The sequence below is a fragment of the Aphanothece microscopica RSMan92 genome (assembly GCF_046613545.2).
In the GTDB taxonomy this organism is placed as follows: domain Bacteria; phylum Cyanobacteriota; class Cyanobacteriia; order PCC-6307; family Cyanobiaceae; genus NIES-981.
On record NZ_JBKKKY020000026.1, the window covers coordinates 14,608 to 36,519 of the forward strand.

28 protein-coding genes, 1 tRNA gene and 1 pseudogene are annotated in these 21,912 nt (G+C 69.2%); 10 read left to right on the forward strand and 20 right to left on the reverse strand.

Going from position 1 to position 21,912, the window contains the following annotated elements:
* Positions 1-8: 8 nt before the first annotated feature.
* The 14 genes and pseudogenes from rpsH to rplC all read right to left on the reverse strand — a co-directional run bounded on the left by rpsH (position 9) and on the right by rplC (position 6,702).
* Positions 9-410, reverse strand: coding sequence for a 30S ribosomal protein S8 (gene rpsH / locus ACLD7X_RS09035; RefSeq protein WP_411423275.1), 402 nt, complete (start codon positions 408-410; stop codon positions 9-11).
* Between the two features lie 19 nt (positions 411-429).
* On the reverse strand, positions 430-969 hold the full coding sequence (gene rplE, locus ACLD7X_RS09040; protein ID WP_411423276.1) for a 50S ribosomal protein L5: 540 nt from the start codon (positions 967-969) through the stop codon (positions 430-432).
* A gap of 112 nt (positions 970-1,081) precedes the next feature.
* Positions 1,082-1,438: a 50S ribosomal protein L24 gene (gene rplX / locus ACLD7X_RS09045; protein WP_411423277.1), complete on the reverse strand. Its 357-nt coding sequence runs from the start codon at positions 1,436-1,438 to the stop codon at positions 1,082-1,084.
* Between the two features lies 1 nt (position 1,439).
* On the reverse strand, positions 1,440-1,805 hold the full coding sequence (gene rplN / locus ACLD7X_RS09050; RefSeq protein WP_411423278.1) for a 50S ribosomal protein L14: 366 nt from the start codon (positions 1,803-1,805) through the stop codon (positions 1,440-1,442).
* A gap of 13 nt (positions 1,806-1,818) precedes the next feature.
* On the reverse strand, positions 1,819-2,070 hold the full coding sequence (gene rpsQ, locus ACLD7X_RS09055) for a 30S ribosomal protein S17 (RefSeq protein ID WP_411423279.1): 252 nt from the start codon (positions 2,068-2,070) through the stop codon (positions 1,819-1,821).
* 17 nt (positions 2,071-2,087) lie between these two features.
* Entirely contained in the window at positions 2,088-2,312 is a 225-nt protein-coding gene (gene rpmC, locus ACLD7X_RS09060; protein WP_411423280.1) for a 50S ribosomal protein L29, read from the reverse strand.
* An 80-nt stretch (positions 2,313-2,392) separates the two neighbouring features.
* Positions 2,393-2,797, reverse strand: a pseudogene (rplP, locus tag ACLD7X_RS09065) (50S ribosomal protein L16); the annotation flags it as partial.
* Between the two features lie 16 nt (positions 2,798-2,813).
* Entirely contained in the window at positions 2,814-3,542 is a 729-nt protein-coding gene (gene rpsC / locus ACLD7X_RS09070; RefSeq protein ID WP_411423281.1) for a 30S ribosomal protein S3, read from the reverse strand.
* A 20-nt stretch (positions 3,543-3,562) separates the two neighbouring features.
* A complete protein-coding gene (rplV, locus tag ACLD7X_RS09075) occupies positions 3,563-3,916 on the reverse strand; it encodes a 50S ribosomal protein L22 (RefSeq protein WP_411423282.1) in 354 nt (117 codons plus the stop codon).
* Positions 3,917-3,919: 3 nt separating this feature from the next.
* On the reverse strand, positions 3,920-4,195 hold the full coding sequence (rpsS, locus tag ACLD7X_RS09080; RefSeq protein WP_213178629.1) for a 30S ribosomal protein S19: 276 nt from the start codon (positions 4,193-4,195) through the stop codon (positions 3,920-3,922).
* Positions 4,196-4,230: 35 nt separating this feature from the next.
* Positions 4,231-5,094 carry a 50S ribosomal protein L2 gene (rplB, locus tag ACLD7X_RS09085; protein WP_411423283.1) on the reverse strand — a complete coding sequence of 288 codons (864 nt, stop codon included), beginning with the start codon at positions 5,092-5,094 and terminating at the stop codon, positions 4,231-4,233.
* 15 nt (positions 5,095-5,109) lie between these two features.
* Positions 5,110-5,412 carry a 50S ribosomal protein L23 gene (locus ACLD7X_RS09090; protein ID WP_411423284.1) on the reverse strand — a complete coding sequence of 101 codons (303 nt, stop codon included), beginning with the start codon at positions 5,410-5,412 and terminating at the stop codon, positions 5,110-5,112.
* Positions 5,405-6,040: a 50S ribosomal protein L4 gene (gene rplD, locus ACLD7X_RS09095; RefSeq protein ID WP_411423285.1), complete on the reverse strand. Its 636-nt coding sequence runs from the start codon at positions 6,038-6,040 to the stop codon at positions 5,405-5,407. The genes ACLD7X_RS09090 and rplD overlap by 8 nt, the downstream gene beginning before the upstream one ends.
* 14 nt (positions 6,041-6,054) lie before the next feature.
* A complete protein-coding gene (gene rplC, locus ACLD7X_RS09100) occupies positions 6,055-6,702 on the reverse strand; it encodes a 50S ribosomal protein L3 (protein WP_411423286.1) in 648 nt (215 codons plus the stop codon).
* Between the two features lie 550 nt (positions 6,703-7,252).
* On the opposite strand from rplC, the gene ACLD7X_RS09105 reads away from it, so the two are divergent.
* The 6 genes from ACLD7X_RS09105 to recA all read left to right on the forward strand — a co-directional run bounded on the left by ACLD7X_RS09105 (position 7,253) and on the right by recA (position 12,696).
* The gene (locus ACLD7X_RS09105) at positions 7,253-7,714 is read left to right on the forward strand and encodes an NAD(P)H-quinone oxidoreductase subunit N (RefSeq protein WP_411423287.1); all 462 of its coding nucleotides are present in this window, start codon (positions 7,253-7,255) and stop codon (positions 7,712-7,714) included.
* Positions 7,701-8,726 carry a Light dependent period protein LdpA domain-containing protein gene (locus ACLD7X_RS09110; RefSeq protein ID WP_411423288.1) on the forward strand — a complete coding sequence of 342 codons (1,026 nt, stop codon included), beginning with the start codon at positions 7,701-7,703 and terminating at the stop codon, positions 8,724-8,726. The genes ACLD7X_RS09105 and ACLD7X_RS09110 overlap by 14 nt, the downstream gene beginning before the upstream one ends.
* Before the next feature lie 67 nt (positions 8,727-8,793).
* The gene (locus ACLD7X_RS09115) at positions 8,794-10,428 is read left to right on the forward strand and encodes an AAA family ATPase (protein WP_411423301.1); all 1,635 of its coding nucleotides are present in this window, start codon (positions 8,794-8,796) and stop codon (positions 10,426-10,428) included.
* A 94-nt stretch (positions 10,429-10,522) separates the two neighbouring features.
* Positions 10,523-10,594: transfer RNA gene (locus ACLD7X_RS09120), tRNA-Gln, on the forward strand.
* A 45-nt stretch (positions 10,595-10,639) separates the two neighbouring features.
* The gene (locus tag ACLD7X_RS09125; protein WP_411423289.1) at positions 10,640-11,407 is read left to right on the forward strand and encodes an HAD family hydrolase; all 768 of its coding nucleotides are present in this window, start codon (positions 10,640-10,642) and stop codon (positions 11,405-11,407) included.
* 119 nt (positions 11,408-11,526) lie between these two features.
* Positions 11,527-12,696, forward strand: a complete 1,170-nt coding sequence (recA, locus tag ACLD7X_RS09130) for a recombinase RecA (protein WP_411423290.1) — start codon at positions 11,527-11,529, stop codon at positions 12,694-12,696.
* A gap of 62 nt (positions 12,697-12,758) precedes the next feature.
* On the opposite strand, the gene ACLD7X_RS09135 is transcribed toward recA, so the two are convergent.
* From ACLD7X_RS09135 to ACLD7X_RS09145, 3 genes are all read right to left on the reverse strand, one after another.
* Positions 12,759-13,130 carry a DUF1815 family protein gene (locus tag ACLD7X_RS09135; protein WP_411423291.1) on the reverse strand — a complete coding sequence of 124 codons (372 nt, stop codon included), beginning with the start codon at positions 13,128-13,130 and terminating at the stop codon, positions 12,759-12,761.
* Positions 13,131-13,231: 101 nt separating this feature from the next.
* Positions 13,232-13,471, reverse strand: coding sequence for a DUF2839 domain-containing protein (locus ACLD7X_RS09140; RefSeq protein ID WP_411423292.1), 240 nt, complete (start codon positions 13,469-13,471; stop codon positions 13,232-13,234).
* Between the two features lie 69 nt (positions 13,472-13,540).
* Positions 13,541-14,998, reverse strand: coding sequence for a hypothetical protein (locus ACLD7X_RS09145; protein ID WP_411423293.1), 1,458 nt, complete (start codon positions 14,996-14,998; stop codon positions 13,541-13,543).
* Between the two features lie 59 nt (positions 14,999-15,057).
* Here ACLD7X_RS09145 and ACLD7X_RS09150 point away from each other — a divergent pair, with 59 nt between their 5' ends.
* Positions 15,058-15,954, forward strand: coding sequence for a prephenate/arogenate dehydrogenase (locus ACLD7X_RS09150; protein ID WP_411423294.1), 897 nt, complete (start codon positions 15,058-15,060; stop codon positions 15,952-15,954).
* Here ACLD7X_RS09150 and crtD read toward each other — a convergent pair.
* Entirely contained in the window at positions 15,934-17,517 is a 1,584-nt protein-coding gene (crtD, locus tag ACLD7X_RS09155; RefSeq protein ID WP_411423295.1) for a C-3',4' desaturase CrtD, read from the reverse strand. The two genes, ACLD7X_RS09150 and crtD, sit on opposite strands and share 21 nt — an antisense overlap.
* Positions 17,518-17,554: 37 nt before the next feature.
* On the opposite strand from crtD, the gene ACLD7X_RS09160 reads away from it, so the two are divergent.
* A complete protein-coding gene (locus tag ACLD7X_RS09160; RefSeq protein WP_411423296.1) occupies positions 17,555-18,448 on the forward strand; it encodes a fructosamine kinase family protein in 894 nt (297 codons plus the stop codon).
* Positions 18,449-18,551: 103 nt separating this feature from the next.
* Here the strand turns inward: ACLD7X_RS09160 and ACLD7X_RS09165 are convergent, their stop codons facing one another.
* A complete protein-coding gene (locus ACLD7X_RS09165) occupies positions 18,552-18,971 on the reverse strand; it encodes a CAAD domain-containing protein (RefSeq protein ID WP_412007029.1) in 420 nt (139 codons plus the stop codon).
* A 112-nt stretch (positions 18,972-19,083) separates the two neighbouring features.
* On the opposite strand from ACLD7X_RS09165, the gene ACLD7X_RS09170 reads away from it, so the two are divergent.
* Positions 19,084-19,470 (forward strand): M67 family metallopeptidase, encoded by a 387-nt coding sequence (locus ACLD7X_RS09170; protein WP_412007028.1) that lies wholly within the window; start codon positions 19,084-19,086, stop codon positions 19,468-19,470.
* A 41-nt stretch (positions 19,471-19,511) separates the two neighbouring features.
* Entirely contained in the window at positions 19,512-20,684 is a 1,173-nt protein-coding gene (moeB, locus tag ACLD7X_RS09175; RefSeq protein ID WP_411423302.1) for a molybdopterin-synthase adenylyltransferase MoeB, read from the forward strand.
* 101 nt (positions 20,685-20,785) lie between these two features.
* On the opposite strand, the gene ACLD7X_RS09180 is transcribed toward moeB, so the two are convergent.
* The coding region (locus ACLD7X_RS09180; protein WP_411423299.1) for a cob(I)yrinic acid a,c-diamide adenosyltransferase at positions 20,786-21,912 on the reverse strand (1,127 nt) is incomplete at its 5' end.

The window sequence follows — 21,912 nt, forward strand, 5'->3', positions numbered from 1 at the left end:
CTCCCTGATCAGTAGACGTAGCAGAGCACTTCGCCACCGACGCCCTGCTTGCGGGCGTCGCGGTCGCTCATCACTCCCTTCGAGGTGGAGATGATGGCCACACCGAGGCCGCCCAGAACTTTGGGCAGCTGACGATTGTTCTTGTAGATGCGCAGACCGGGCTTGCTCACCCGCTGCACCGAGCGGATGGTGGGCTGGCGATGCTTGCCGCTGTATTTGAGTTCAACCACCAGCTGCCTCTGAACGCCTTCGCCTTCTTCGCTGATGCCTGCGATGAAGCCTTCCTGTTGCAGCACATTGGCGATGCTGCGGATCAGGCGTGAGGCAGGGATCCTGGTGGATTCGTGACGCTTCTCACTCGCATTGCGGATGCGGGTGAGCATGTCGGAAATCGGGTCGTGATTGGCCATGGTCGGGTCCGAAGAGGGCTCAGTTGCTGCGGAACGGCATTCCCATCTCGCGGAGGAGGGCCCGGCCCTCTTCGTCGTTACGGGCGCTGGTCACGATCGTGACGTCCATGCCACGGATCGCATCGATCTTGTCGAACGAGATCTCAGGAAAGATGATCTGTTCGCGGATCCCCAGGGTGTAGTTCCCCCGGCCGTCGAAACTCTTGGGGCTGACGCCGCGGAAGTCGCGGATGCGCGGCAGTGCCAGGTTGATCAGGCGCTCCAGGAAGGCGTACATCCGATCGCCCCGCAGGGTGACGGCCACGCCGATCGGCATGCCCTGACGGATCTTGAAGCCGGCAATGGCCTTCTTGGCCCGGGTCACCACCACCTTCTGACCGGTGATCGTGGCCAGCTCCGCGATCGAGGCCTCGAGGGCCTTGGCGTTCTGGGCGGCTTCTCCGAGTCCACGGTTGACGGTGACCTTGACCACCTTGGGGACTTCATGGACGTTGGAGAGACTCAGGTCCTTGAGGAGCTTGGGCTGAATCGTCTCCCGGTAGCGCTGTTTGAGTGACATGAGGGGGGAGGAGGTTGCGCTTCTGGGCGTGGTCAGAAGGCGGACAGGGGATCGGTGGAAGAAGGGTGGGTGTAACGCGGGATGGGGACGGCATGCCGGGTGGCGTGCCGGCTCAATCGAGGATTTCGCCGGTCTTCTTGAGGCGGCGCTTCTTGGTGCCGTCGTTCTGCACGACGATCTCGACGCGGCTGGCGACCTGCTTGCTGGTGGAGTACAGCATCACGTTGGAGGCGTGCAGGGAGGCCTCCTCCGTGACGATGCGGCCGCTTTCGCCCTCCTGGCTGGGCTTGACGTGGCGGGTGCGCAGGTTGATGCCCTGCACGACCACACGGTTCTCGTAGGGCAGGGTGCGCAGGACCTCACCGGTCTTGCCCTTGTCCTTCCCTGCGATCACCTGCACGGTGTCGCCCTTCTTGAGGCGCATCTTGGTGCGCACGGCGGCTTTGGCCTTGGGTGTTGCGGTAGCCATGTCAGATCACCTCCGGAGCGAGGGACACGATCTTGGTGAAGTTCCGCTCGCGCAGCTCGCGGGCCACCGGGCCGAACACGCGGGTGCCCTTGGGGTTGTTGTCGGTCCCCAGGATCACCGCGGCGTTGTCGTCGAAGCGGATGGCATTGCCCGTGTCGCGGCGCAGGGTGGCCTTGGTCCGGACCACCACGGCCTTGACCACGTCGGACTTCTTGACGCCCATGTTGGGCATGGCGTCCTTCACCGCCGCCACGATCACATCGCCCACGTGGGCATAGCGACGGTTGGTGCCCAGCACCCGGATGCACTGGATGCGCTTGGCGCCGCTGTTGTCGGCGACGTTGAGGAAGGTTTCCTGTTGAATCATCGGTCGGTCCTTCTCAGGTGGTGGCGGAGGTGGTGAGCACCTCGGCCACGGTCCAGCGCTTGGTGCGGCTGAGGGGCCGGGTCTCGGTGATCCGGACCCGGTCGCCCACCTTGCAGTTGTTGGCTTCGTCGTGGGCCTTGTATCGCTTGGTGCGGCTCACCGTCTTCTGATAGATGGGATGGGGGAAGCGGTTTTCCACCGCCACCACCACCGTTTTGTCCATCTTGTCGCTGACGACGGTGCCGACCCTTTCCTTGAGTGCCATGGGGATCGAGGGGGGTATCAGGAGGCTGAATCAGCTGTGGCGGCGGAGCGCTTGCGCTCCTGCTGCACCGTCAGCAGGTGGGCCAGCTTGATGCGGGCTTCCTTGAAGCGGTGCGGGTGCTCCAGACGGCGGGTGGCCTGCTGGAAGCGCAGGTCAAACAGTTCACGCCGGGTGGCGTTGATCTGCGCGATGACGTCGGCGTCGCTGAGTTGGCGAACGTCGGCGATGAGGGGAAGGGCCATGGTCAGGACTCCACAGGAACGGCGGATGGGGCCGGCGCCGCAGCCGCGAGCTCCGCTTCGGCGGCTTCCTGGTCGGCCAGGGTGAGGAACTTGGTCTTGACCGGCAGTTTGTACTGGGCCAGCCGCATGGCTTCCTTGGCGATCTCGGGGGTGATGTCGGCACCTCCCATCTCGAACAGGATGCGACCGGGCTTGATCACGGCCACCCAGAACTCCGGGTTGCCCTTACCCGAACCCATGCGGGTTTCGGCGGGGCGCATGGTGACGGGCTTGTCCGGGAAGATCCGGATCCAGATCTTCCCGCCCCGCTTGACATAGCGGGTCATCGCCCGGCGGCTGGCCTCGATCTGGCGGGAGGTGATCCACCCGCACTCCTGGGCCTGCAGGGCAAAATCGCCGAAGGCGATGGTGTTGCCGCGGGTGGCGATGCCGCGCATGCGGCCTCGCTGTTGCTTGCGGAATTTGACGCGTCTTGGACTCAGCATGGTTCAGGCCTCCTGATCACTCCTGGTTAGAGCGGTCTTCGAACTGTTGGGGCTGCCGGCTGGTCCGGCGGCGGGGAGCGGCCCCGACGGGAAGTTGCTCCTTCTGCCCCGGGAGCACCTCGCCCTTGAACACCCACACCTTGATGCCCAGGACCCCGTAGGTGGTGCTGGCCAGCTTGGTGGCGTAGTCAATGTCGGCGCGGAGGGTGTGCAGCGGCACACGGCCTTCGCGGGTCCACTCGGTCCGGGCGATTTCGGCGCCGTTCAGACGACCGCTCACCTGGATCTTGAGGCCGAGCACCCCGGCCCGCTGGGCCCGCTGCACGGCCATGCGGATGACACGGCGGAAGGCGACGCGCTTCTCGAGCTGCTGGGCGATGTATTCGGCCAGCAGGAAGGCGTCGGCATCGACCCGCTCCACCTCCACCACGTTGATGCGCACCTGGCGGTTCGCATCACCGACGGTCTTCTGGATGCCGGTGCGCAGATCTTCGATGCCACTGCCCTGGCGGCCGACGAGAACGCCCGGTCGGGCGGTCTTCAGCTCCACTTCGAGCTGGTCGGCCTTGCGGGCGATCAGGACGTCGGAGATGCCGGCGGAGCCGTACTTCTTGTGGATGAACTTGCGGATCCTGTCGTCCTCCTGAAGGAGGGTGGGATAGGTCTTGCTTGGGGCGTACCAGCGGGAGCGGTGGTCCTGGGTGATCCCCAGGCGCAGGCCGGTTGGATGGATCTTGTGTCCCATCGGTTCGGTGTCCTCGGGGGTCAGGCGGAAGGAGCCACAGCGATGCTGATGTGGCAGGTCTGTTTCTTGATCGCGTAGGCGCGACCCTGGGCGCGGGGGCGGAAGCGCTTCAGGGATGGACCCATGTCAGCGCTGGCGACGGCGATCACCAGGGTCGCGGGATCGAGACCCAGGTTGTGCTCGGCGTTGGCCACCGCGCTGCGCAGCACCTTGGTGATCGGGCCGGTGGAGCGGTAAGGCATGAACTCGAGCATGATCAGCGCCTCGCGGTAGGTGCGGCCGCGGATCTGATCGAGCACCCGCCGCACCTTGGACACGGAGCCGCGGATGTAGCGACCGTGGGCGAGGGCCTGGTTCGGAGCAGTGTTAGCCATGGATCAACGGCCTCCCTTCTTGTCCTTGATGTGGCCCCGGAATGTGCGGGTTGGGGCGAATTCGCCGAGCTTGTGGCCCACCATCTGCTCGGTCACATAGACCGGAACATGGGATTTGCCGTTGTGCACGGCAATGGTGTGGCCGATCATCATCGGCAGAATCGTGGATGCGCGTGACCAGGTCTTGATCACGGTCTTGTCGTCGGCGGCGTTCTGCTTTTCAACCTTGCGAAGCAGGCTGTCGGCAACGAACGGACCTTTTTTGAGTGAACGTCCCATAGCGGTTTAGGAAGCGAGCAGAGCGGTGTGGTTCATCAGGAATCGCGTCCGCCACGGCTCCGCTTGGAGGTGCGGCGACGTTTCCGGAGCACAAACCGGTTGCTGGGCTTGTTCCGCTTGCGAGTCTTGAGACCGAGAGCCGGCTTGCCCCAGGGGGTGACAGGGCCGGAGCGACCGATCGGGGCGCGGCCTTCGCCACCACCGTGGGGGTGGTCGCAGGGGTTCATGACCGAACCACGCACCTCAGGGCGGCGGCCCAGCCAGCGCTTGCGGCCTGCCTTGCCCAGGCTGGTGTTGCGCACTTCGGAGTTGCCCACGGCACCGAGGGTGGCGTAGCACTCGCGGCGGACCAGACGCACCTCGGTGGAGGGCAGCTTGAGGGCGACGTAGTCGCCTTCCTTGGCCATCACCTGGGCGCTGGCGCCGGCGGTACGGACCATCTGGCCGCCGCGGCCGGCGTAGAGCTCGACGTTGTGGACGCTGGAGCCCAGGGGAATGGCCGACAGGGGAAGGGCGTTGCCCGTCTCGATCGGAGCGTCAGGTCCCGAGATGACCTGCTGGCCGAGTTCGATGCCCGCCGGCGCCAGGATGTAGCGCTTCTCGCCATCGGCGTAGAAGAGCAGCGCCAGGCGGGCATTGCGGTGGGGGTCGTAGTGGATGGCGGCCACCCGGGCCACCACGCCGTGCTTGTCGCGACGGAAATCCACCAGTCGGTAGAGCTTCTTGTGGCCACCGCCGCGGTGGCGGCAGGTGATCACGCCGCGGTTGTTGCGGCCCTTGTGGCGGTGCTTGGCCACCACCAGACCCCGCTGCCGTCCGCGGCCGGTGACTTCGGAGAAATCACTGGCGACACGGGTGCGGGTGCCGGGTGTGGTGGGGCGGTAGTTGCGGATTGCCATGTGTCTTCAGACCCCTCAGGACTCAGGGAACAGCTGGATGGCGTTGCCTTCCGCCAGGCGTACCACGGCCTTCTTCACCTGGGCACGCTTGCCGGCGAAGCGCCCGACACGGCGGGTGCGGCGCGGCGGGTTCATGGTGCTGACGCCCACCACCTTCACATCGAACAGGGTTTCGACCGCTGCCTTGATGTCGGGCTTGGCTGCCCGGTGGTCCACCTCGAAGGTGTACTGGTTCAGCTCGAGGGCCCGGGTGGCCTTCTCGGTGATCAGCGGCCTGCGGATCACATCCGCCAGCCGTTCTGCAAAACGCTCAGCCATCGCCGTAGACCTCCTGAATCTTCGCTAGGGCCTCCTCGCTGACCACCAGGTTGTTGGCGTGCAGCAGGTCGAACACGTTCAGCTGATCCGCAGCGATCAGCTTGACCTTCTCGAGGTTCCGCACGGACCGGCGCACGGCTTCGGAAGCGTTGTCGAGAATCACGAGCACCTTGGCTCCGGCAGCGATGCCGAGGCGTCCGAGTGCTGCGGTGATCTCCTTGGTGCGGGGGGTTTCGAGGCTCTCGCCGAATCCCTTCACCACCGTGATGTCCGCCACCCGGCTCATCAGGGCCGTCCGGAGGGCGAGGCGCCGCTCCTTGCGGTTCATCGCCAGGTTGTAGCTGCGGGGCTTGGGCCCGAACACCACACCACCGCCCGGCCGCAGCGGAGTCCGGATCGATCCCTGGCGGGCCCGTCCGGTTCCTTTCTGCTTGTAGGGCTTGCGACCACCACCGGCCACCTCGGCGCGGGTGAGGGTGCTGGCCGTGCCCTGGCGGGCGTGGGCCAGCTGCCGCACCACGGCGCGATGCACCAGGTCGGTGGCGGAACTCTCCTTGGCGACCTTCAGGTCCAGGGAAGCCTTGCCGGCCTCCTTGCCCTGCCAGTCGCGAATCACACAGTCAGCCATGTCGTCGGTCCTCCTCAGTTCCCGGCCTTAGCGCCCACCCGGTTGGCCGGGCGGATGTTGAGCAGGGCGCCGGGCTTGCCGGGCACCGAACCCTTGACCACCAGCAGGTTGCGCTCGGTGTCCACTTTGAGGATCACCAGACCGCGGGTGGTGGTCTGTTTGCCGCCGTAGCGACCAGCCATGCGCTTCCCGGGGTAGACGCGGCCCGGGGTGGTGCCGGCGCCCGTGGAGCCGGGTTCACGGTGATTCTTCGAACCGTGGGTCATCGGCCCCCGGCTGAAGCCATGGCGTTTCTGGTAACCGGCGAAACCCCGTCCCATCGTGTCGCCGCTCACATCCACCTTCTGGCCGGCTTCGAAAGCCTCCACGGTGATGGAGCTGCCCAGCTCGAGACCGTCGATGCTGTCGACCCGGTATTCCTTGAGGTGACGCAGGACGTCCTCACCGGACTTGGCGAGGTGGCCCTTGGCGGGCTTGTTGACGAGCTTCTCGCGAATCTCGCCGAAGCCGAGCTGGACGGCGTTGTAGCCGTCGGTGCTGGTGGATTTGAGTTGGGTGATGCGGCAGGGGCCCGCCTCGATCACGGTGACCGGGATGGACTTGCCCTCGTCGTCGAAGAACTGGGACATCCCCAGTTTCTTCCCAAGAATGCCGATGGACATAGGAGGGGAAACAACGCCAGCTGGACCACCGGATCACTCCGGTGAAGCCGATGCAGAGGTGTGAACGGTCTGGCTTGGCCTTGGGCTTGGTTGGCCTTTGGCTTGGTTGGCCTTGGGAGCTTGACGTTCCTCAGTGGCTGAGCCCTGGGGCCAGCGGTGGGGCAGTGCAGAGATCCCAGGATCGAAATCCAGGCCGCTAGCAAGACCGATTCAGGATCTGAATCAGCGCGGCTGGGACTTGTCTGAACCGGACTGGCCAGCTCCGGGGAGCAGGCAGCGCGTTCGGATAGTTTCCCGGCGAGTTCCGGATGGATCGCCGCAGGACCAGAGGTCTCGAGGCGATGCGACCGGTTGTCCCGCACTGGCCGTGGGAGGTCATCACCACTGATGACCTTGTGCGGCGATCTGGAGGCCCGGCTAGCGGTCGGGCACAGATTCAAAGCACAGCGATCAACTATACCCCACGGCCTGACCCTTCCCCTCTCTCTCGGCAACACCCTCTCAAGGACAAGGGCTGTCAGACTCGCCGGCAGCTCCGCGTCTGCCTGCGATGCCCCTGCTGCTGTCCGGTCGTGGATTCCGGCAAGACCTCGAGCGGGCCGGGGCCCTCGCGCTCTACGCCCCACTGGAGGGCGGGGCGGAAACCCGACTGCTCCGGCGGCTGCGTGCTGCCGGCTACCGCGCCCAGATCACCTCGGCGCGCGGCCTGGGGGATCCCGAGGCGTTCCTGTTGCAGCTCCATGGGGTCCGCCCGCCCCACCTGGGTCACCAGAGCGTGGGTCGTGGCGCCGCCGTTGGCGAGGTCCACCGGGTGATGCCCCAGCTGGGCAGCCTGCTGGAAGGCGACCAGCCGATCGTGCTGTGGCTGCTGGAGGGGCAGGTGCTGTCGGCGGCCGAGCGCAGCTCCCTGGTGGCCCTCACCCGGCGCATGCCCCGGCTCCGGCTCGTGGTGGAGATGGGCGGTGCCCGGGAGCTGCGCTGGATGCCCCTCGAGCAGCTTGTCGCGGCCTGATCTCCCGGCCCGCACCCCTGCTTTGGCCCTGGCCCAGGGTCGCTGGGTCAAGTGGATCGGCGGCGCCAGCAACAACGACCTGGCGGCCATCGAGGATCTCACCGGTCTCTATGTGCTGGCGGGGGTTCACTGCGTCGATGTCGCCGCCGACGCCGCGGTGGTCGCGGCGGCTCGCCGGGGCATCACCTGGGCCATGGCCCAGGGCGCATCGCGGCCGTGGCTGATGGTCAGCCTGAGCGATGGGGTCGATCCCCATTTCCGCAAGGCCTGGTTTGACCCCCTGGCCTGTCCTCCCTCCTGCCCGCGTCCCTGCGAACGGGTCTGCCCGGCGCTGGCGATCGGCATGGAGGCCACCGGAGCTCCTGGGGTGCTGCAGGAGCGGTGCTACGGCTGTGGACGCTGCCTTCCCGCCTGCCCCCTCGGACTGATCGAGGAGCGCCACCAGCTGCTGACGCCCGAGGACCTGCCTCCCCTGCTCCGCGACCTGGCCCCCGATGCGGTGGAGATCCACACCCAGCCAGGCCGGCTGGAGGCTTTTCAGCAGCGGGTGACCCAGCTTGTCGCCAGCGGGGTCCCCTTGCGCCGCGTCGCCGTGAGTGCCGCGGCGGAGGTCTCGGCGGCGGAGCTCTGGCAACGTTTCGCTGCCCTGCGGCACCACGGTTTCCTCCCCCTCTGGCAGCTGGACGGCCGGCCGATGACGGGGGATGTGGGGGACGGCACCGCCCGGGCCGCCGTCCAGCTGCTGAGGGCCCGCCGCACGGAGCTCCCCCCCGGCCCCCTGCAGCTGGCCGGCGGCACCAATGGCCGCACCCTGCCGCTGCTGCAGCGCCAGCCGGACCTGGCCCGATCCTGTGCGGGTGTGGCCTTCGGCGGCGTGGCCCGGCGCTGCCTCCAGCCCCTGCTGCAGGAGGCAGCGCACCGCGGGCTGCGGCTGCTGGCGGCTGCCGATCTCTGGCCGGAGGCCCTGCGGCTGGCGCGGTCGCTGGTGGATCCCTGGCTAGAACGGCCCTGAACGCGCTTCTGCGGTGCCCAGTTCCGAGCCGCTGATCCCCCCCTCACCAGCTGCGACCACGCCCCTGGTGGTCGCCCCGCCCCAGCGGATCACCGACGATCTCGATCGTCTGCTGGAGGTGTTGCCTGAGGCGGTGCAGCAGGCCCTGGCCGGCGACGCCAGTCGCCAGCAGCTGCTCGAGGTGGTGCTGGACCTGGGCCGGGTTCCCGAGGCCCGCTACCCGGGGCGTGCGGTGGCCCTGGGGGAGGATGTGGTCGGGCGCAGTGACCTGGCGGCCGTGGTTCAGCAGCTCGGCACCTTCGGGGGTGACAACCGGGCCGGCATCGAGTGCACCCTGCACCGCATCAGTGCCATCCGCAACCGCACCGGCGAGATCGTGGGCCTCACCTGTCGGGTGGGTCGGGCCGTGTTCGGCACGGTGGCCATGGTGCGCGATCTGCTCGATTCCGGCCGCTCGCTGCTGCTGATGGGCCGGCCGGGCGTCGGCAAGACCACCGCCCTGCGCGAGATCGCCCGGGTGCTCGCCGATGAGCTGGGCAAGCGGGTTGTGGTGATCGACACCAGCAACGAGATCGCCGGGGATGGCGACATTCCCCACCCCGCCATCGGCCGGGCGCGTCGCATGCAGGTGGCCCGACCGGAACTTCAGCATCAGGTGATGATCGAAGCGGTGGAGAACCACATGCCGGAAGTCATCGTGATCGATGAGATCGGCACCGAGCTCGAAGCCCAGGCCGCCCGCACCATTGCCGAGCGCGGCGTGATGCTGGTGGCGACAGCCCATGGCAACGAGCTGGCCAATCTGATCAAGAACCCCACGCTCAGCGATCTGGTGGGCGGTATCCAGTCGGTGACCCTCGGCGATGAGGAGGCCCGCCGCCGGCGCACCCAGAAGACGGTGCTCGAGCGGGCGGCCGAACCCACCTTCCCCCTGGCGGTGGAGATGCACAGCCGCAACCGCTGGCTGGTCCATGCCGATGTGGCCCAGACGGTGGATCTGCTGCTGCGGGGCCAGGCGGCCCGCCCCCAGGTCCGCGAGCTGGATGCCGAGGGCCGGCTGCAGCTCCAGACCCCGCCGCCGGCCCAGTCCCTGCCCGGGCCTGCCCCGCGGCGCCCGGTGGAGCGGCCCCTGCCCGCCCCGGACGCGCCGTCACCCCCGCCCCGGCCGGTCGGGACGGTTGAACGGCCCTTACCCCCTCCCGCAGTCGAACCGGCCCCGGCGCTGCGGGTCTATCCGGCTGGGATCGGTCGGGCGGCGCTGGAGCAGGTGGTGCGGGCGCGCCAGCTGCCGGTGGAGGTGGTGGGCAGTGTCGAAGTGGCTGACGTGGTGCTCAGTGCCCGTCAGCAGCTCGGCCGGGATCCCCACGTGAGGCGTCAGGCCCAGGAGCTGGGCTTGCCGATCCTGGTGATCAAGAGTGCGGCCCTGCCCCAGCTGCAGCGGGCTCTGGAGCGGCTGGTGGAGCGCCACCGCCCCCCGCGGCCGGAGGCTCCCGGCGGCGACGGTGACGATGCCCTGGCGGCGCTCGAGGAGTGCCGTCTGGCGGTGGAGCAGGTGGTGCTGGCCCAGGGGCAGCCGGTGGAACTGCTGCCCCGCAACGAGCGGGTGCGCCAGCTCCAGAGCGAGCTCGCCAGCCGCTACCGGGTGCGCACGGCCGTGTTCGGCCGGGGAGGCGACCAGCGGCTGCGGGTCTTCCCGGCCTGAGGGGCCATCGGGGCGTTGACGAAGGACCGGCCGCTGTGGGTAACTAGCTAGGCATCGGCGAGTGCCGAGGCAGCACGCTCCCCGGGAGCTGCATTGGGCCGTCGCCAAGTGGTAAGGCAGCGGGTTTTGGTCCCGCCATTCCTAGGTTCGAATCCTAGCGGCCCAGTTTTTTCAAAGCCCCTGCCCCGGAAGCGTTTCCGGCATCGACTCCTTGCCGCAACCGTTCCCTTCCGGAGCCTCCCCCCTGCTGGTCTTCGACTTTGACGGGGTGCTGGTGGACGGCATGGCCGAGTACTGGTGGGCCGCCCGCAGCGCCGCCCTCCGGCTGGCTCCGGGCCTCGATCTGCCGACCGTCGCTCCGCCCGCCTTCGCCCGGCTGCGGCCCCTGATCCATCAGGGCTGGGAGATGGTGCTCATGGCCGCCGAGCTCGCGCGGCCTGACCTCCAGCTCGCGCGGCTCCTCGGTGATTACGGCTCGGCCGTGGCGGAAGCCCTGCAGCGCTGGGGCTGGGACGCGACCCTCCTCCAGGAGTGCCTCGAACAGGTGCGCGCCGAGGCGATCGCGGCCGATCTGCCGGCCTGGCTGGGCCTCCACCGCTTCTACCCGGGTGTGGTGGAGCGCCTGCGGGGGCTGGCCCATGAGGGGGTCGACTGGGCGGTGCTCACCACCAAGGGGGGCGTGTTCGCCGGCCAGATCCTCGCCGCCGCCGGGCTCGAACCCTGGGCCCTCTACGGCCACGAGCACGGCAGCAAGCCCGCGGTGCTGCGCCAGCTGCTGAAGCGTCGCGACCCGGTGTGGTTCGTCGAGGATCGTCGCCCCACCCTGGAGGTCGTGCGGGCCGATCCGGAGCTGGCACCGGTGCGCTGTTTCCTGGTCAGCTGGGGCTATCTCGGCCCCGATGACCAGCGGGATCTGCCGGCCGGCATCGGCTGGCTGGAGCCGGCTCGGTTCGCCGCCCCCCTGGCGGACTGGATCTGAACCGCTAGAGTACGCCTGTACTAAGCGCGATTGAGACGCCGGCTCCCTTTGGTGGCACTTGCTTCCTGGAGGTCGCAGGATGGCTCCGCGGCCCGTTCCATACATTCCCCTGATTCCCCATGCCTGCTGAATCCAAGGCCGCTGCGTTCACCTCGTCCGGTGCACCGGCCTCCAACGCCGCCGATGCCCGGGCTGCCGCCGAGCGGGACAAGGCGCTGGGTCTGGTGCTGAATCAGATCGAGCGGAACTTCGGCAAGGGGTCGATCATGCGGCTCGGGGATGCCTCGCGGATGCGGGTGGAAACGATCTCCACCGGGGCGCTCACCCTCGACCTGGCCCTCGGCGGCGGCTATCCCAAGGGTCGGGTGGTGGAGGTCTACGGACCGGAGAGCTCCGGTAAGACCACCCTCACGCTCCATGCCATCGCGGAGGTGCAGAAGCGTGGCGGCGTCGCGGCCTTCGTGGACGCCGAGCATGCCCTCGATCCGGTCTATGCCGCCTCGCTGGGGGTCGACATCGAAAACCTGCTGGTGTCTCAGCCGGACACCGGTGAAATGGCCCTCGAGATCGTGGACCAACTGGTCCGTTCCGCCGCGGTCGACATCGTCGTGGTCGATTCGGTCGCGGCCCTGACGCCGCGGGCGGAGATCGAAGGTGAGATGGGCGATCTGGCCGTGGGCAGCCAGGCCCGTCTGATGAGCCAGGCGATGCGCAAGATCACGGGCAACATCGGCAAGTCGGGCTGCACGGTGATCTTCCTCAACCAGCTGCGTCAGAAGATCGGCGTCACCTACGGCAATCCCGAAACCACCACGGGCGGCAATGCCCTGAAGTTCTATGCCTCGGTGCGGCTGGACATCCGCCGCATCCAGACCCTCAAGCGCGGCACCGAGGAGTACGGCATCCGGGCCAAGGTCAAGGTGGCCAAGAACAAGGTGGCTCCACCCTTTCGGATTGCGGAATTCGACATCCTGTTCGGGCGGGGCATCAGCACCCTGGGCTGCCTGCTCGACCTCGCCGAGGAAACCGCTGTGGTGACCCGCAAGGGGGCCTGGTACAGCTACGACGGGGACAACATCGGCCAGGGTCGCGACAACACGATCACCTGGCTGGAGCAGAATCCGGAAGCCAAAGAGCGCATCGAGCAGCTCACCCGCCAGAAGCTCACCGAGGGCTCCGAGGTGACGGCCAACTCGATGAAGCCGTTGGCGGCTGCCGCCAAGGCCGCCGCGGCCACGGGCGTCACCGCGACCTCCGATCTGGAGGAGCCTCTCCCGGCCGCAGGCTGAAGCGGGGCAGCTTGTCCCCGTTGCCAGGCCGTCCTCGTCGTTGAAGGCGTGCCGGCCGGTCGTCAGCTCCCGCCCGTGCTCAAGGGGCCCGGGGCTGTGGTCACCTCCAGGCTCTCGGGAAGGTCCCCGGGCTCCTGGAGCACCTGTGCAACGCGTTGGAGCTCCTGGATGGCTTCAGCCCCTTCCAGCTTGACGAGCTCGTGGCCGTTGCGGGACTCCACCCAGCTGATCCCGAAATCGGAGACCAGAAACCGGACCATGTGGTTGGCTCCCAGGTTGGCAACGAAGGAGGCCCCATGGCCATCACGGCCATCGCCACACACGTAGCAGCTGGCCGGCAGGCCGCGGGCCTGGAGGCTGCGGGCCAGGGCCTGCAGGCTCATGACCAGATCATGGACGACGGAGCGGTACTGCTCCGCGAGCCGGGGAAACATGGAACCAGCTGCATATCGGACGAATCTAATCTTTTCTTCCGTTTCTCGTGGGTATGAATGCCTACCAACGCTGAGGAGGGCCGATCAGGGCCGGGCTGGGCTCACCCATCCGCGAGGGTCCACCATCCCGCTGCGGGGCCGATGAAGCGCACGGTCACCCAGAACAGCACCAGGGCGGCGATGCCCACCCAGGCCCCCCGGGTGGTGAGGGAGACGAAGCGATCGGCCTGAAGTCGGGTGAGGGGCAGCCACGGGGCGACCCGGGGGGAGTCGTCCGGTTTGGTGCGTTTCGGTGCCTTCGGTGGCAGCCCCTGGATGCTGCGGCGCCTCGCTTCCCCCATGCCCGGTTCGTGCCTGTTGCGGCTTCAGGCTAGGAGGACACGCCTGCCTGGTCCGGCCCCGTGTGGAAGTCAGTGGGGGAGCAGCCGGCTCAGGTTGACCCAGGGCTCGAGGGCCTTCAGGACGTCCTGGCCCCAGCTGCGGCCCCGCAGACGGCCATCGAGGATGGCGAGGCGCCCGCCCTGCCGGCGCAGTCCCGCCACACCGAGCTGCAGACGCGTGAGTCCGTCCGGCAGCAGCCGTTCGCGGAACCAGTCCCGCCCCTGGCAGCGCAGGGCCTGCACCTGGGCGGCGGTGAGCGGGTCCTCCAGGCTGGCGATGGGCAACAGCCCGACCACGATCTGGTCCGGCAGCGGCAGCCTGGACTGGTGGTCGAGCCACCAGCTCCAGCGGCCACAGACCACCCCGTTGCTCTCCGGTGCGGTGCTCTCGTGCTCCACGCGGCTGCCGAACTCGGCCGCGAGGCCACTGGTGAGCGAAAGGCGCAGTCCCTCGTCATCCAGCAGCACCAGCGTCAGGCCGGCCTGCCCCAGCACCAGTCGGCGACCCTGCTCCAAGAGGTGGTCGGGAAAGTGGGGGCTGTTGGGCAGGGGCTGGCGGAGGGGCGCGTACAGGGGGAGCGGGTCGGCCAGGGGGGGATCGCCCAGATCGACGCTCACGGTGGGGGAGAGGCCCAGCGGCGCACCGTTCGAGCGGCCGCCGTGGAGCCGGGGGCCGACCATCTCCCCCAGCAGCACCGCCCCGCGATCCGCCAGCAGGCCCTGCAGCACCTGGAGCGGTTCCAGGGGTTGGCGGTGCAGGGACCACTCCAGGCGCTCAGGGGTGCGGGTGGCCCAGGTGGTCCAGTTCTCTCTCCCGGTTTCCAGCCAGGTGTTCCACGGCTCGGGCAGGGGATGCAGCAGGGCCAGCATCTGGCGCAGCGGGGCCTCGTCTTCCGGGGCCAGGCCGACGGGGCGGTGGTGGCTGCGGGGATGGGCCATCACCTGGCGGCCGATGCGGCCATGCAGCTCCAGCAGGCTCGAGGCGGCGGCGGGGTGGGCGCGGGTCAGGCGCTCCCAGTCCGCCGGCCCGATGCTGAGCGCCAGGGCCTTCCGCAGGCGGGCATCGAGGTGTTCGGCTTCCGGGATCACCAGCTGGCGCTGCCCCAGCTGCCCCCGGCGCCAGGCCTCAACCAGCTGGTGGTGGCTCAGCAGCCACACCCGTGCCGACCCTGGCTGCTCACCTTCGTAGAAAGGCAGCAGCAGTCCGGCCTCCGGCTCGACCAGCCGGGGAAGTTCCACCTGCAGCACCCGCTGGCGCAGGGTTTCGCTCAGCACCAGGGCCACCGGGGCATCGCTCAGGGCCAGGGGCACCAGCAGCCCGACCAGCCAGCTCGGATCACTCCCAGGGGCCAGCCGCACCAGGGTCTGATCCCCGCGGCGCAGGCTGCGGGCGACCAGGCGGCAGAGACTCAGGTGGTGAGGCCAGCGCTCCCTGCCTTCACGCCGCAGCAGCGCCTTGAGCTGGTGGTGGGCGTGGGCCTCAAGCATCCGCCGTCAGCCGATGGGACTGAATCGTAGGAAGCTGGCTCAGCGGCACTGCAGCAGCGATGACAGCCCGGCTGGTTTCAGACGCGGAGCCGGCCCATGAGCCCCTCCAGGGGCCCGTGGGCATCGTGGGACTTGGCCTGATCGGGGGCTCCCTGGGGCTCGACCTCCTGGCCCAGGGGGTGGAGGTGCGGGCCCTGGTGCACCGTGCGGCCACCGCCGAGCGGGCGCTGGCACGGGGACTGGCCACGGCGGTCAGCCTCGACCCGCAGATCCTGCAGGGATGCGCCCTGGTGGTCCTCGCCCTGCCGCTGGATCGGCTGCTCGATCCCGATCCGGCCCTGCAGGCGGCGCTGCCCCCCGCGGCGGTGGTGACGGATGTGGGGTCGGTCAAGGCGCCCGTGCTGGATCGCTGGGGGGCGCTGCATCCCCGGTTTGTGGCCAGCCATCCCATGGCCGGAACGGCGGCGGCGGGGGTGGAGGCCGGTGAGCGCGGTCTCTTCGCTGGACGTCCCTGGGTGGCGACCCCTCGCCAGGACACCGATCCGGCGGCGCTGGCACAGGTGGCCGCTCTGGCTGGCCGGCTGGGGGCCCGCTGGCTGTGCTGTCCGGCGGAGAGTCACGACCGGGCGGTCGCCCTGATCTCCCATCTGCCCGTGCTGGTCGGTGCGGCCCTGATCCAGGGCGTCGACCGCGCGGCGTGTCAGCAGGGGGGTGACCTGCCGGCGCTGGTCAGGGCGCTGGCCTCCAGTGGGTTTGCCGACACCACCCGGGTGGGAGGGGGCAATCCGGAGCTCGGCACGCTGATGGCCCGCTGCAACCGATCGGCGCTGCGCGACGCCCTGGCCGCCTACCGCCTCAGCCTGGATCGGTTGGACGACCACCTGGAGCAGGCCGCCTGGGAGGAGCTCCACATTGAGCTCAGCGACTGCCAGCAGTTACGCCCCGGCTTCCTCTGAGGCGCCGCTCAGTTCCCGCTCCCGCCGGGGGGCAGCCGTCGCGGGCGTGCCGCCGAGCACCAGGTTCCGGCCGCGGCGGGCCAGCAGCTGGCGGCAGGCCATCAGCGCCGAGAGGCTGACGCCTGCGGTGCCCTCGCCCGGATGAATCGCATCCCCGCAGAGCCAGAGGCCCTCCAGAGGGGTGCGACTCGCCAGGCCGAAGGGGCCGAAGCTGCCGGGGCGCTGGCCCAGTCCTCCCACGAAGCCGAAGGGTCGGCCTGTCCAGCGGGCGAATCCCCGTGGGGTGGCCAGCTCCACGTGCCGCCAATCCGCCGGGGCGAGCCCCAGCAGCTGGGCGACCCCCCGCTGGATGCCGTCCAGGGCCTCACGCTTGGCGGCGCGGTAGGCCCCGGGTTCCAGGCCGAACCAGGGACGGGCTGGGGTGAACACGCTGGCGATCACCGTGGCCTGGCCCTCCGGAGCGCGGCCATCACCCGGCTGGCTCACCGAGAGGAAGAGAGGGCCGGGATCGGGCCAGTCCGTCTGCAGATGGCCTGGACAGTCCTGCGGCAGCGCCCGGCGATCGACGGCGGCGTACAGCACCAGGGCTCCCGAGGGATCGGGCAAGCCTGTCAGACGAGCGCGGTAGGAGCCCGGCAGCGCCTCCGCGCCGAGCAGGGCAGGCAGGCCCTGGGGCGGAATCGCCAGCACCACATCGGCGGCCTCGCAGTGGAACGGCACCGGCCCGCGTCCATCGCCCTGCCGGTGGCCCTGCACCCGCCAGCGCCCGCCGTGCCGCTGGAGGTGCTCCACCCGGTGGCGGAGCCTGATCCTCCCCCCTGCGGCGCTGAGGGCCTGTTCCAGCGCGGTGCTCAGGTTCTGCATCGAGCCGTGCAGATGCCAGAGGCCGTGGGGTTCCTGGGCCATCGCCAGCACCGTGGCGCCATAGAGCGCCGCCGTGCGATCGGCGGGTTCCTGGGAATAGAGCCGCAGCTGCAGATCCAGGAAGCGCCGCAGGCGGAGATCCCCACTGCAGCCGCAGAGCCTCAGCAGGTCGGCCACGGTGGCCCCCAGCAGCAGGCTGGTGGCCAGGTTGCCGGGGCCGAGAGCGCCCAGCAGGCGGGCCAGGTCCCACGGGCTGCGGGGCGGCAGCACCGGATCCCGACCCGCGAACGACCAATTGGCCGCGTGGATCCGGCTGCACAGCTGCCAGAAGGCCTCACTCCCCGGGAACTGCCTGGAGCGCTCCTCCCGCCAGCGCTGGGGGTTCCGCCACAGGCTCACGGGACGGCTGCCATCCCCGAGGTGCACCACGCAGCCGGGGTCGAGGGGGGTGGCGGCGGGGAGGTCGAGGCCGAGATGGCGGAAGATCCGCGCGTGGCTGCCACCGGGTTCGAGGCCAGCCACCTGGGTCGCGCCCACATCGAACACGTAGGGGCCGCGGCGAAAGGTGCCGGCACAGCCGCCACTCTGGCCATGGGCCTCCAGCAGTTCGACCTGCAGGCCTTCGTGCGCCAGCAGGGCGGCGGCCGTGAGGCCGGCGATGCCGGCCCCCACCACAACCGCGTCCACCCCCTGATCCATCGCGGCATGCTGGCAGGCAGATGACGCCCCCGGTGCCGTGACCGGCCTGCCCCTCCAACCCCTGGCGGCCTGGCTGGAGCCGAGGCTGGGCCGCCAGCTGAGGGATCTGCGGCCGGTGGGAGGTGGCTGCATCCACCAGGCCTGGCAGCTGGTCTGTGCGGATGGGAGCCGCCTGTTCGCCAAGACCAACCGCGCGGAGGCGCTGGCCCTGCTCGAGGCCGAGGCCCATGGTCTGGAGGCCCTCGCCCGCTGGGCCCCGGCGGATCTGCTGGTGCCCCGCCCCCTGGCCCTCGGGGTGGCGGGGGAGCGGGCCGTGCTGGTGCTGCCCTGGCTGGAGCTGACGGGCCGGAACGGCGACTGGAGTCAGCTGGGACGCGGCCTGGCCCGGCTGCACAGAGCCAGCGGTGCCGACCACGGCGGCCGTGGCTTCGGCCTGGAGACCGACAACTTCATCGGCTCAGCACCCCAGCGCAATGGCTGGCGCAGCGGCTGGGCCAGTTTCTTCGCGGAATGCCGCCTGAGGCCCCAGCTGGAGTGGGCGGCGGCGGCTGGCCTGGCCCTGCATGGCGCCGCAGAACTCCTGGAGCATCTGCCGGACTGGGTGGAGGCCCACGGTTGTGAGCCGGTGCTGGTGCACGGGGATCTCTGGTGCGGCAACGCCGGCCTGGTGGCGGGCGGCGGTGGGGCGATCTTCGATCCGGCCTGCTACTGGGGGGATCGGGAGGTGGATCTGGCGATGGCCGGCCTGTTCGGAGGGTTTCCCCAGGCCTTCTTCGAGGGCTACAGCCGGGAGTGGCCGCTCCCGCCGGGGGCGGAGCGGCGCTGTGAGATCTACAACCTGTACCACCTGCTCAACCACGCGAACCTGTTCGGCGGGGGCTACCTCCGCCAGGCCCAGGCCGTGGTCGACAGGCTGGTGGGCCGCGCCTGAGGAACGGTTGGAGCGAACGGTTGGCCCACCCCGGCCTTGCCCTTCCGCTGAACCGCCGGGGACCCGGTCCCAGGCGCCTGCCCCCTGCTGGACTCTCGGAGACTCAGCCCAGGTACTCCTTGCGGAGGCCCTGCAGCCGCGCCACCACGGCGCTGCGCTTCTCGCTGGTGGTGAGGTTGGTCCAGCTCCACTGGCCGACGACCACCAGGCCCAGCAGTTCCAGCAGGCCGGGCACGATCGGCAGCAGGTTGATGGTGTCCAGGACCCCTTTGATCAGGATCTGGGCAATGATCACGGCCAGGATGATGCCGCTGGCCTTGCCGATCCGGCCCATCTGGCTCCAGTCGACCTGGTCCAGGGTCTGGTTCACCTTGCCCAGAATCTCGCTGTAGCGCTCGGTGAAGTTGACGCCCCCGTCGGCCTCACCGCTGGCGGTGTCCTGGGTGAACACGCCCGTGGTGGGTGCTTCCCCGCTGTGGTCCGCTTCGCCGGTCTGAACCGCTTCGGTGGTGGTGTCGTTCATGGACCTGCGCTGGGCTCCGGATCGCAACGCTTCATAAGGTATCGGGGTGCCCTTCGCCGCGCCAACCGAGCTACGCCTTGATCATGGGCCGCTCATCGTTCTGCGCCGGGTGTTGACCTGCGCGGCACCGGAGGAGGGCTGTGCCCTGCTGCTGGGTCGTCGCGGCTCGCCCCACGGCGCCGCGGTGCCCTGGCATGGGCAGCGCATCTGGCCCTGTCTCAACACCTGGCCGGAGCCCGCCGAGCGCCGTCGCCGCTTCGCCATCGATCCCAGGGAGCAGCTGCTGGCCCAGAAGTGGGCCCGGCAGCGGGGGCTGGCCGTGCTCGGCGCCGCCCACAGCCACCCCAGCGGACAGGCGGTTCCCTCCCCCACCGACTGCGCCCTGACCCTGGCCCCAGCCCTGATGCTGATTCTCGCGGCGGACGGCGACCTCGCCGCCTGGTGGCTGGACGACACGGATCGTCAGCCCCAGCCGTTGCCATGGAGAATGGATGCTTGATCTGGTCTGTGGCCTGGGCTGCCGCAGCCTCGCCGTTGCCGATGCTCCCCCCCGACACCACCGACGTTCAGCTGAGCCCCGATGAGGTGGCCCGCTTTTCCCGTCACCTGATCCTTCCCGAGGTGGGCATGGAGGGACAGAAGCGCCTCAAGGCCGCCTCCGTGCTCTGCGTCGGCACCGGCGGCCTCGGCTCGCCCCTGCTGCTCTACCTGGCCGCCGCCGGCGTCGGTCGGATCGGCATCGTCGATTTCGACGTGGTGGATCACTCCAACCTGCAGCGTCAGGTGATCCACGGCACCAGCTGGGTGGGCAAGCCCAAGATCGAATCGGCCAAGGCCCGGATCCTGGAGATCAACCCCCATTGCCAGGTCGACCTCTACGAGACGGCCCTGACCAGCGAGAACGCCCTGGGCATCATCGAGCCCTACGACCTCGTGTGCGACGGCACCGACAACTTCCCCACCCGCTATCTGGTCAACGACGCCTGCGTGCTGCTGGGCAAGCCGAACGTCTACGGCTCGATCTTCCGCTTCGAGGGACAGGCGACGGTCTTCAACCTCGATGCGGAGAGCCCGAACTACCGCGACCTCTTCCCCGAGCCTCCGCCGCCGGGCATGGTGCCCTCCTGCGCCGAAGGCGGTGTGGTGGGGGTGCTGCCCGGCATCATCGGCGTGATCCAGGCCACCGAGGCCGTCAAGATCATCACGGGCATCGGCACCACCCTCAGTGGCCGGCTGCTGCTGTTCGATGCGCTCGGCATGAAGTTCCGCGAGCTCAAGCTGCGGCCCAATCCGGAGCGGCCCGTGATCGAGGAGCTGATCGACTACCAGGAGTTCTGCGGCGTGGGCGGCACCGCTCCCGGCCAGGAGGAGGCCGGCAGTGTGCCCAGCATCACGGTGGCGGAACTCAAGACCGTGATCGACGGTCAGCTGGAGGACATCCTGCTGCTCGATGTCCGCAATCCTCCGGAGGCTGACATCGCGGTGATTCCCGGATCGGTGCTGATGCCCCTCGATCGGATCGAGAGCGGCGAGGCGATCGAGGATGTGCGCCGGCTGGCCGAAGGCAAGAAGCTCTTCGTGCACTGCAAGCTGGGGGGCCGCAGTGCCAAGGCTCTGCTGGCCCTGGGGCGCCATGGCATCGAGGGGATCAACGTGAGTGGCGGCATCGATGCCTGGAGCCAGGAGATCGACCCCTCGGTGCAGCGCTACTGACCCCACGGTCCAGCGTTACTGACCCCTCAGTCCAGCGCTACTGACTGATCGCCTGACGCAGTTCGCCTGCCGCGGTGCCGGCCCGTCGGCGGGCGATCGGCTCAGTAATCCACGCCGCGCTTGAGGTCGATCCCCCGCTCGGCATAGTGCTTGTGGCACACCATCTCGGAGTGCACCGAGGCCAGATCGAAGTAGGCCGGACGGTTCTTGCAGCGACCGGTGAGGATCACCTCGGTCTCCGCCGGCTTGCGCAGCAGGGTCTGCACGATGGGCTCCTGGGGCAGGAGCTCCAGGTCGACCGTGGGGTTGATCTCATCGAGGATCACGGTCTTGTAGAGGCCGCTGGAGATCGCCGCCCGGGCGATCTCCCAGGCACGTTCGGCCTCCACGTAGTCGATCGGCTGCTGCTGTCCGCGCCAGACGATGGCATCCCGCCCGGACCGCAGATGGTCCACCAGGTGGGGGTAGCTCTCCCGGAGGGCGGCGATGGCGGCATCCTCGGTGTAGCCGGCTCCCCCCTTCAGCCACTGCAGGATCAGCACCCGGTGGCTCTTGTCCTGGCTGATGCCCCGCCCGATCGCCTGCAGCGCCTTGCCCAGGGCACTGGTCGACTTGCCCTTGCCTTCCCCGGTGTAGATCTCGATCCCGTCGAGGCCCTGGCCCAGCTCCGAGGAGTCGTCGTGGCGCCGGTGGGCCCGCATCTCCGAGTGGAGATCGGCGAGCTGCACCAGCTGGCGCGGCGCCCCCCGGCCGGTGCAGATCACCTCCATGCCCTCGGGTTTGGCCGCCAGGGTCTGGCAGACCCGTTCGGCATCCAGCAGCCCCAGGTCCAGCACGGGATTGAGTTCGTCGAGCACCACCACGGAGTAGAGGTTGCTGGCGATGGCTCCCTTGGCGATGTCCCAGCCCCGCTCGGCCTCCAGCCGATCGAACCGGGTGGCCTCGTCTGCCCCGAAGAAGTCGCCCCGGCCGGTGCGCACCTGGTCGATCAGATGGGGGAAACCCTGCTGGAGCGCTTCGATGGCGGCGTCTTCGTCGTAGGCGCGGCCCGGGCCCTTGAGGAACCGCAGCAGCAGCACGCGGGTGCGCTTCTGCTCGCAGATCCCCAGGCCGATCGTGCGCAGCACCACCCCCAGGGCGGCCTGGCTCTTGCCCTTGCCATCCCCGTCGTAGACGTGCAGCTGGCCGTGGGCCCGCTCATCGCTGCCGGCGGCCGTCCGGATGCCGA

Excerpts from the sequence above, each read along its gene's own strand:
- rpsH (WP_411423275.1), bottom strand. The coding sequence starts at position 410 with ATGGCCAATCACGACCCGATTTCCGACATGCTCACCCGCATCCGCAAT.
- rplE (WP_411423276.1), bottom strand. The coding sequence starts at position 969 with ATGTCACTCAAACAGCGCTACCGGGAGACGATTCAGCCCAAGCTCCTC.
- rplX (WP_411423277.1), bottom strand. The coding sequence starts at position 1,438 with ATGGCTACCGCAACACCCAAGGCCAAAGCCGCCGTGCGCACCAAGATG.
- rplN (WP_411423278.1), bottom strand. The coding sequence starts at position 1,805 with ATGATTCAACAGGAAACCTTCCTCAACGTCGCCGACAACAGCGGCGCC.
- rpsQ (WP_411423279.1), bottom strand. The coding sequence starts at position 2,070 with ATGGCACTCAAGGAAAGGGTCGGCACCGTCGTCAGCGACAAGATGGAC.
- rpmC (WP_411423280.1), bottom strand. The coding sequence starts at position 2,312 with ATGGCCCTTCCCCTCATCGCCGACGTTCGCCAACTCAGCGACGCCGAC.
- rpsC (WP_411423281.1), bottom strand. The coding sequence starts at position 3,542 with ATGGGACACAAGATCCATCCAACCGGCCTGCGCCTGGGGATCACCCAG.
- rplV (WP_411423282.1), bottom strand. The coding sequence starts at position 3,916 with ATGGCTAACACTGCTCCGAACCAGGCCCTCGCCCACGGTCGCTACATC.
- rpsS (WP_213178629.1), bottom strand. The coding sequence starts at position 4,195 with ATGGGACGTTCACTCAAAAAAGGTCCGTTCGTTGCCGACAGCCTGCTT.
- rplB (WP_411423283.1), bottom strand. The coding sequence starts at position 5,094 with ATGGCAATCCGCAACTACCGCCCCACCACACCCGGCACCCGCACCCGT.
- ACLD7X_RS09090 (WP_411423284.1), bottom strand. The coding sequence starts at position 5,412 with ATGGCTGAGCGTTTTGCAGAACGGCTGGCGGATGTGATCCGCAGGCCG.
- rplD (WP_411423285.1), bottom strand. The coding sequence starts at position 6,040 with ATGGCTGACTGTGTGATTCGCGACTGGCAGGGCAAGGAGGCCGGCAAG.
- rplC (WP_411423286.1), bottom strand. The coding sequence starts at position 6,702 with ATGTCCATCGGCATTCTTGGGAAGAAACTGGGGATGTCCCAGTTCTTC.
- ACLD7X_RS09105 (WP_411423287.1), top strand. The coding sequence starts at position 7,253 with ATGCCCCTGCTGCTGTCCGGTCGTGGATTCCGGCAAGACCTCGAGCGG.
- recA (WP_411423290.1), top strand. The coding sequence starts at position 11,527 with ATGCCTGCTGAATCCAAGGCCGCTGCGTTCACCTCGTCCGGTGCACCG.
- ACLD7X_RS09135 (WP_411423291.1), bottom strand. The coding sequence starts at position 13,130 with ATGTTTCCCCGGCTCGCGGAGCAGTACCGCTCCGTCGTCCATGATCTG.
- ACLD7X_RS09140 (WP_411423292.1), bottom strand. The coding sequence starts at position 13,471 with ATGGGGGAAGCGAGGCGCCGCAGCATCCAGGGGCTGCCACCGAAGGCA.
- ACLD7X_RS09145 (WP_411423293.1), bottom strand. The coding sequence starts at position 14,998 with ATGCTTGAGGCCCACGCCCACCACCAGCTCAAGGCGCTGCTGCGGCGT.
- ACLD7X_RS09150 (WP_411423294.1), top strand. The coding sequence starts at position 15,058 with ATGACAGCCCGGCTGGTTTCAGACGCGGAGCCGGCCCATGAGCCCCTC.
- crtD (WP_411423295.1), bottom strand. The coding sequence starts at position 17,517 with ATGGATCAGGGGGTGGACGCGGTTGTGGTGGGGGCCGGCATCGCCGGC.
- ACLD7X_RS09165 (WP_412007029.1), bottom strand. The coding sequence starts at position 18,971 with ATGAACGACACCACCACCGAAGCGGTTCAGACCGGCGAAGCGGACCAC.
- moeB (WP_411423302.1), top strand. The coding sequence starts at position 19,512 with ATGCTCCCCCCCGACACCACCGACGTTCAGCTGAGCCCCGATGAGGTG.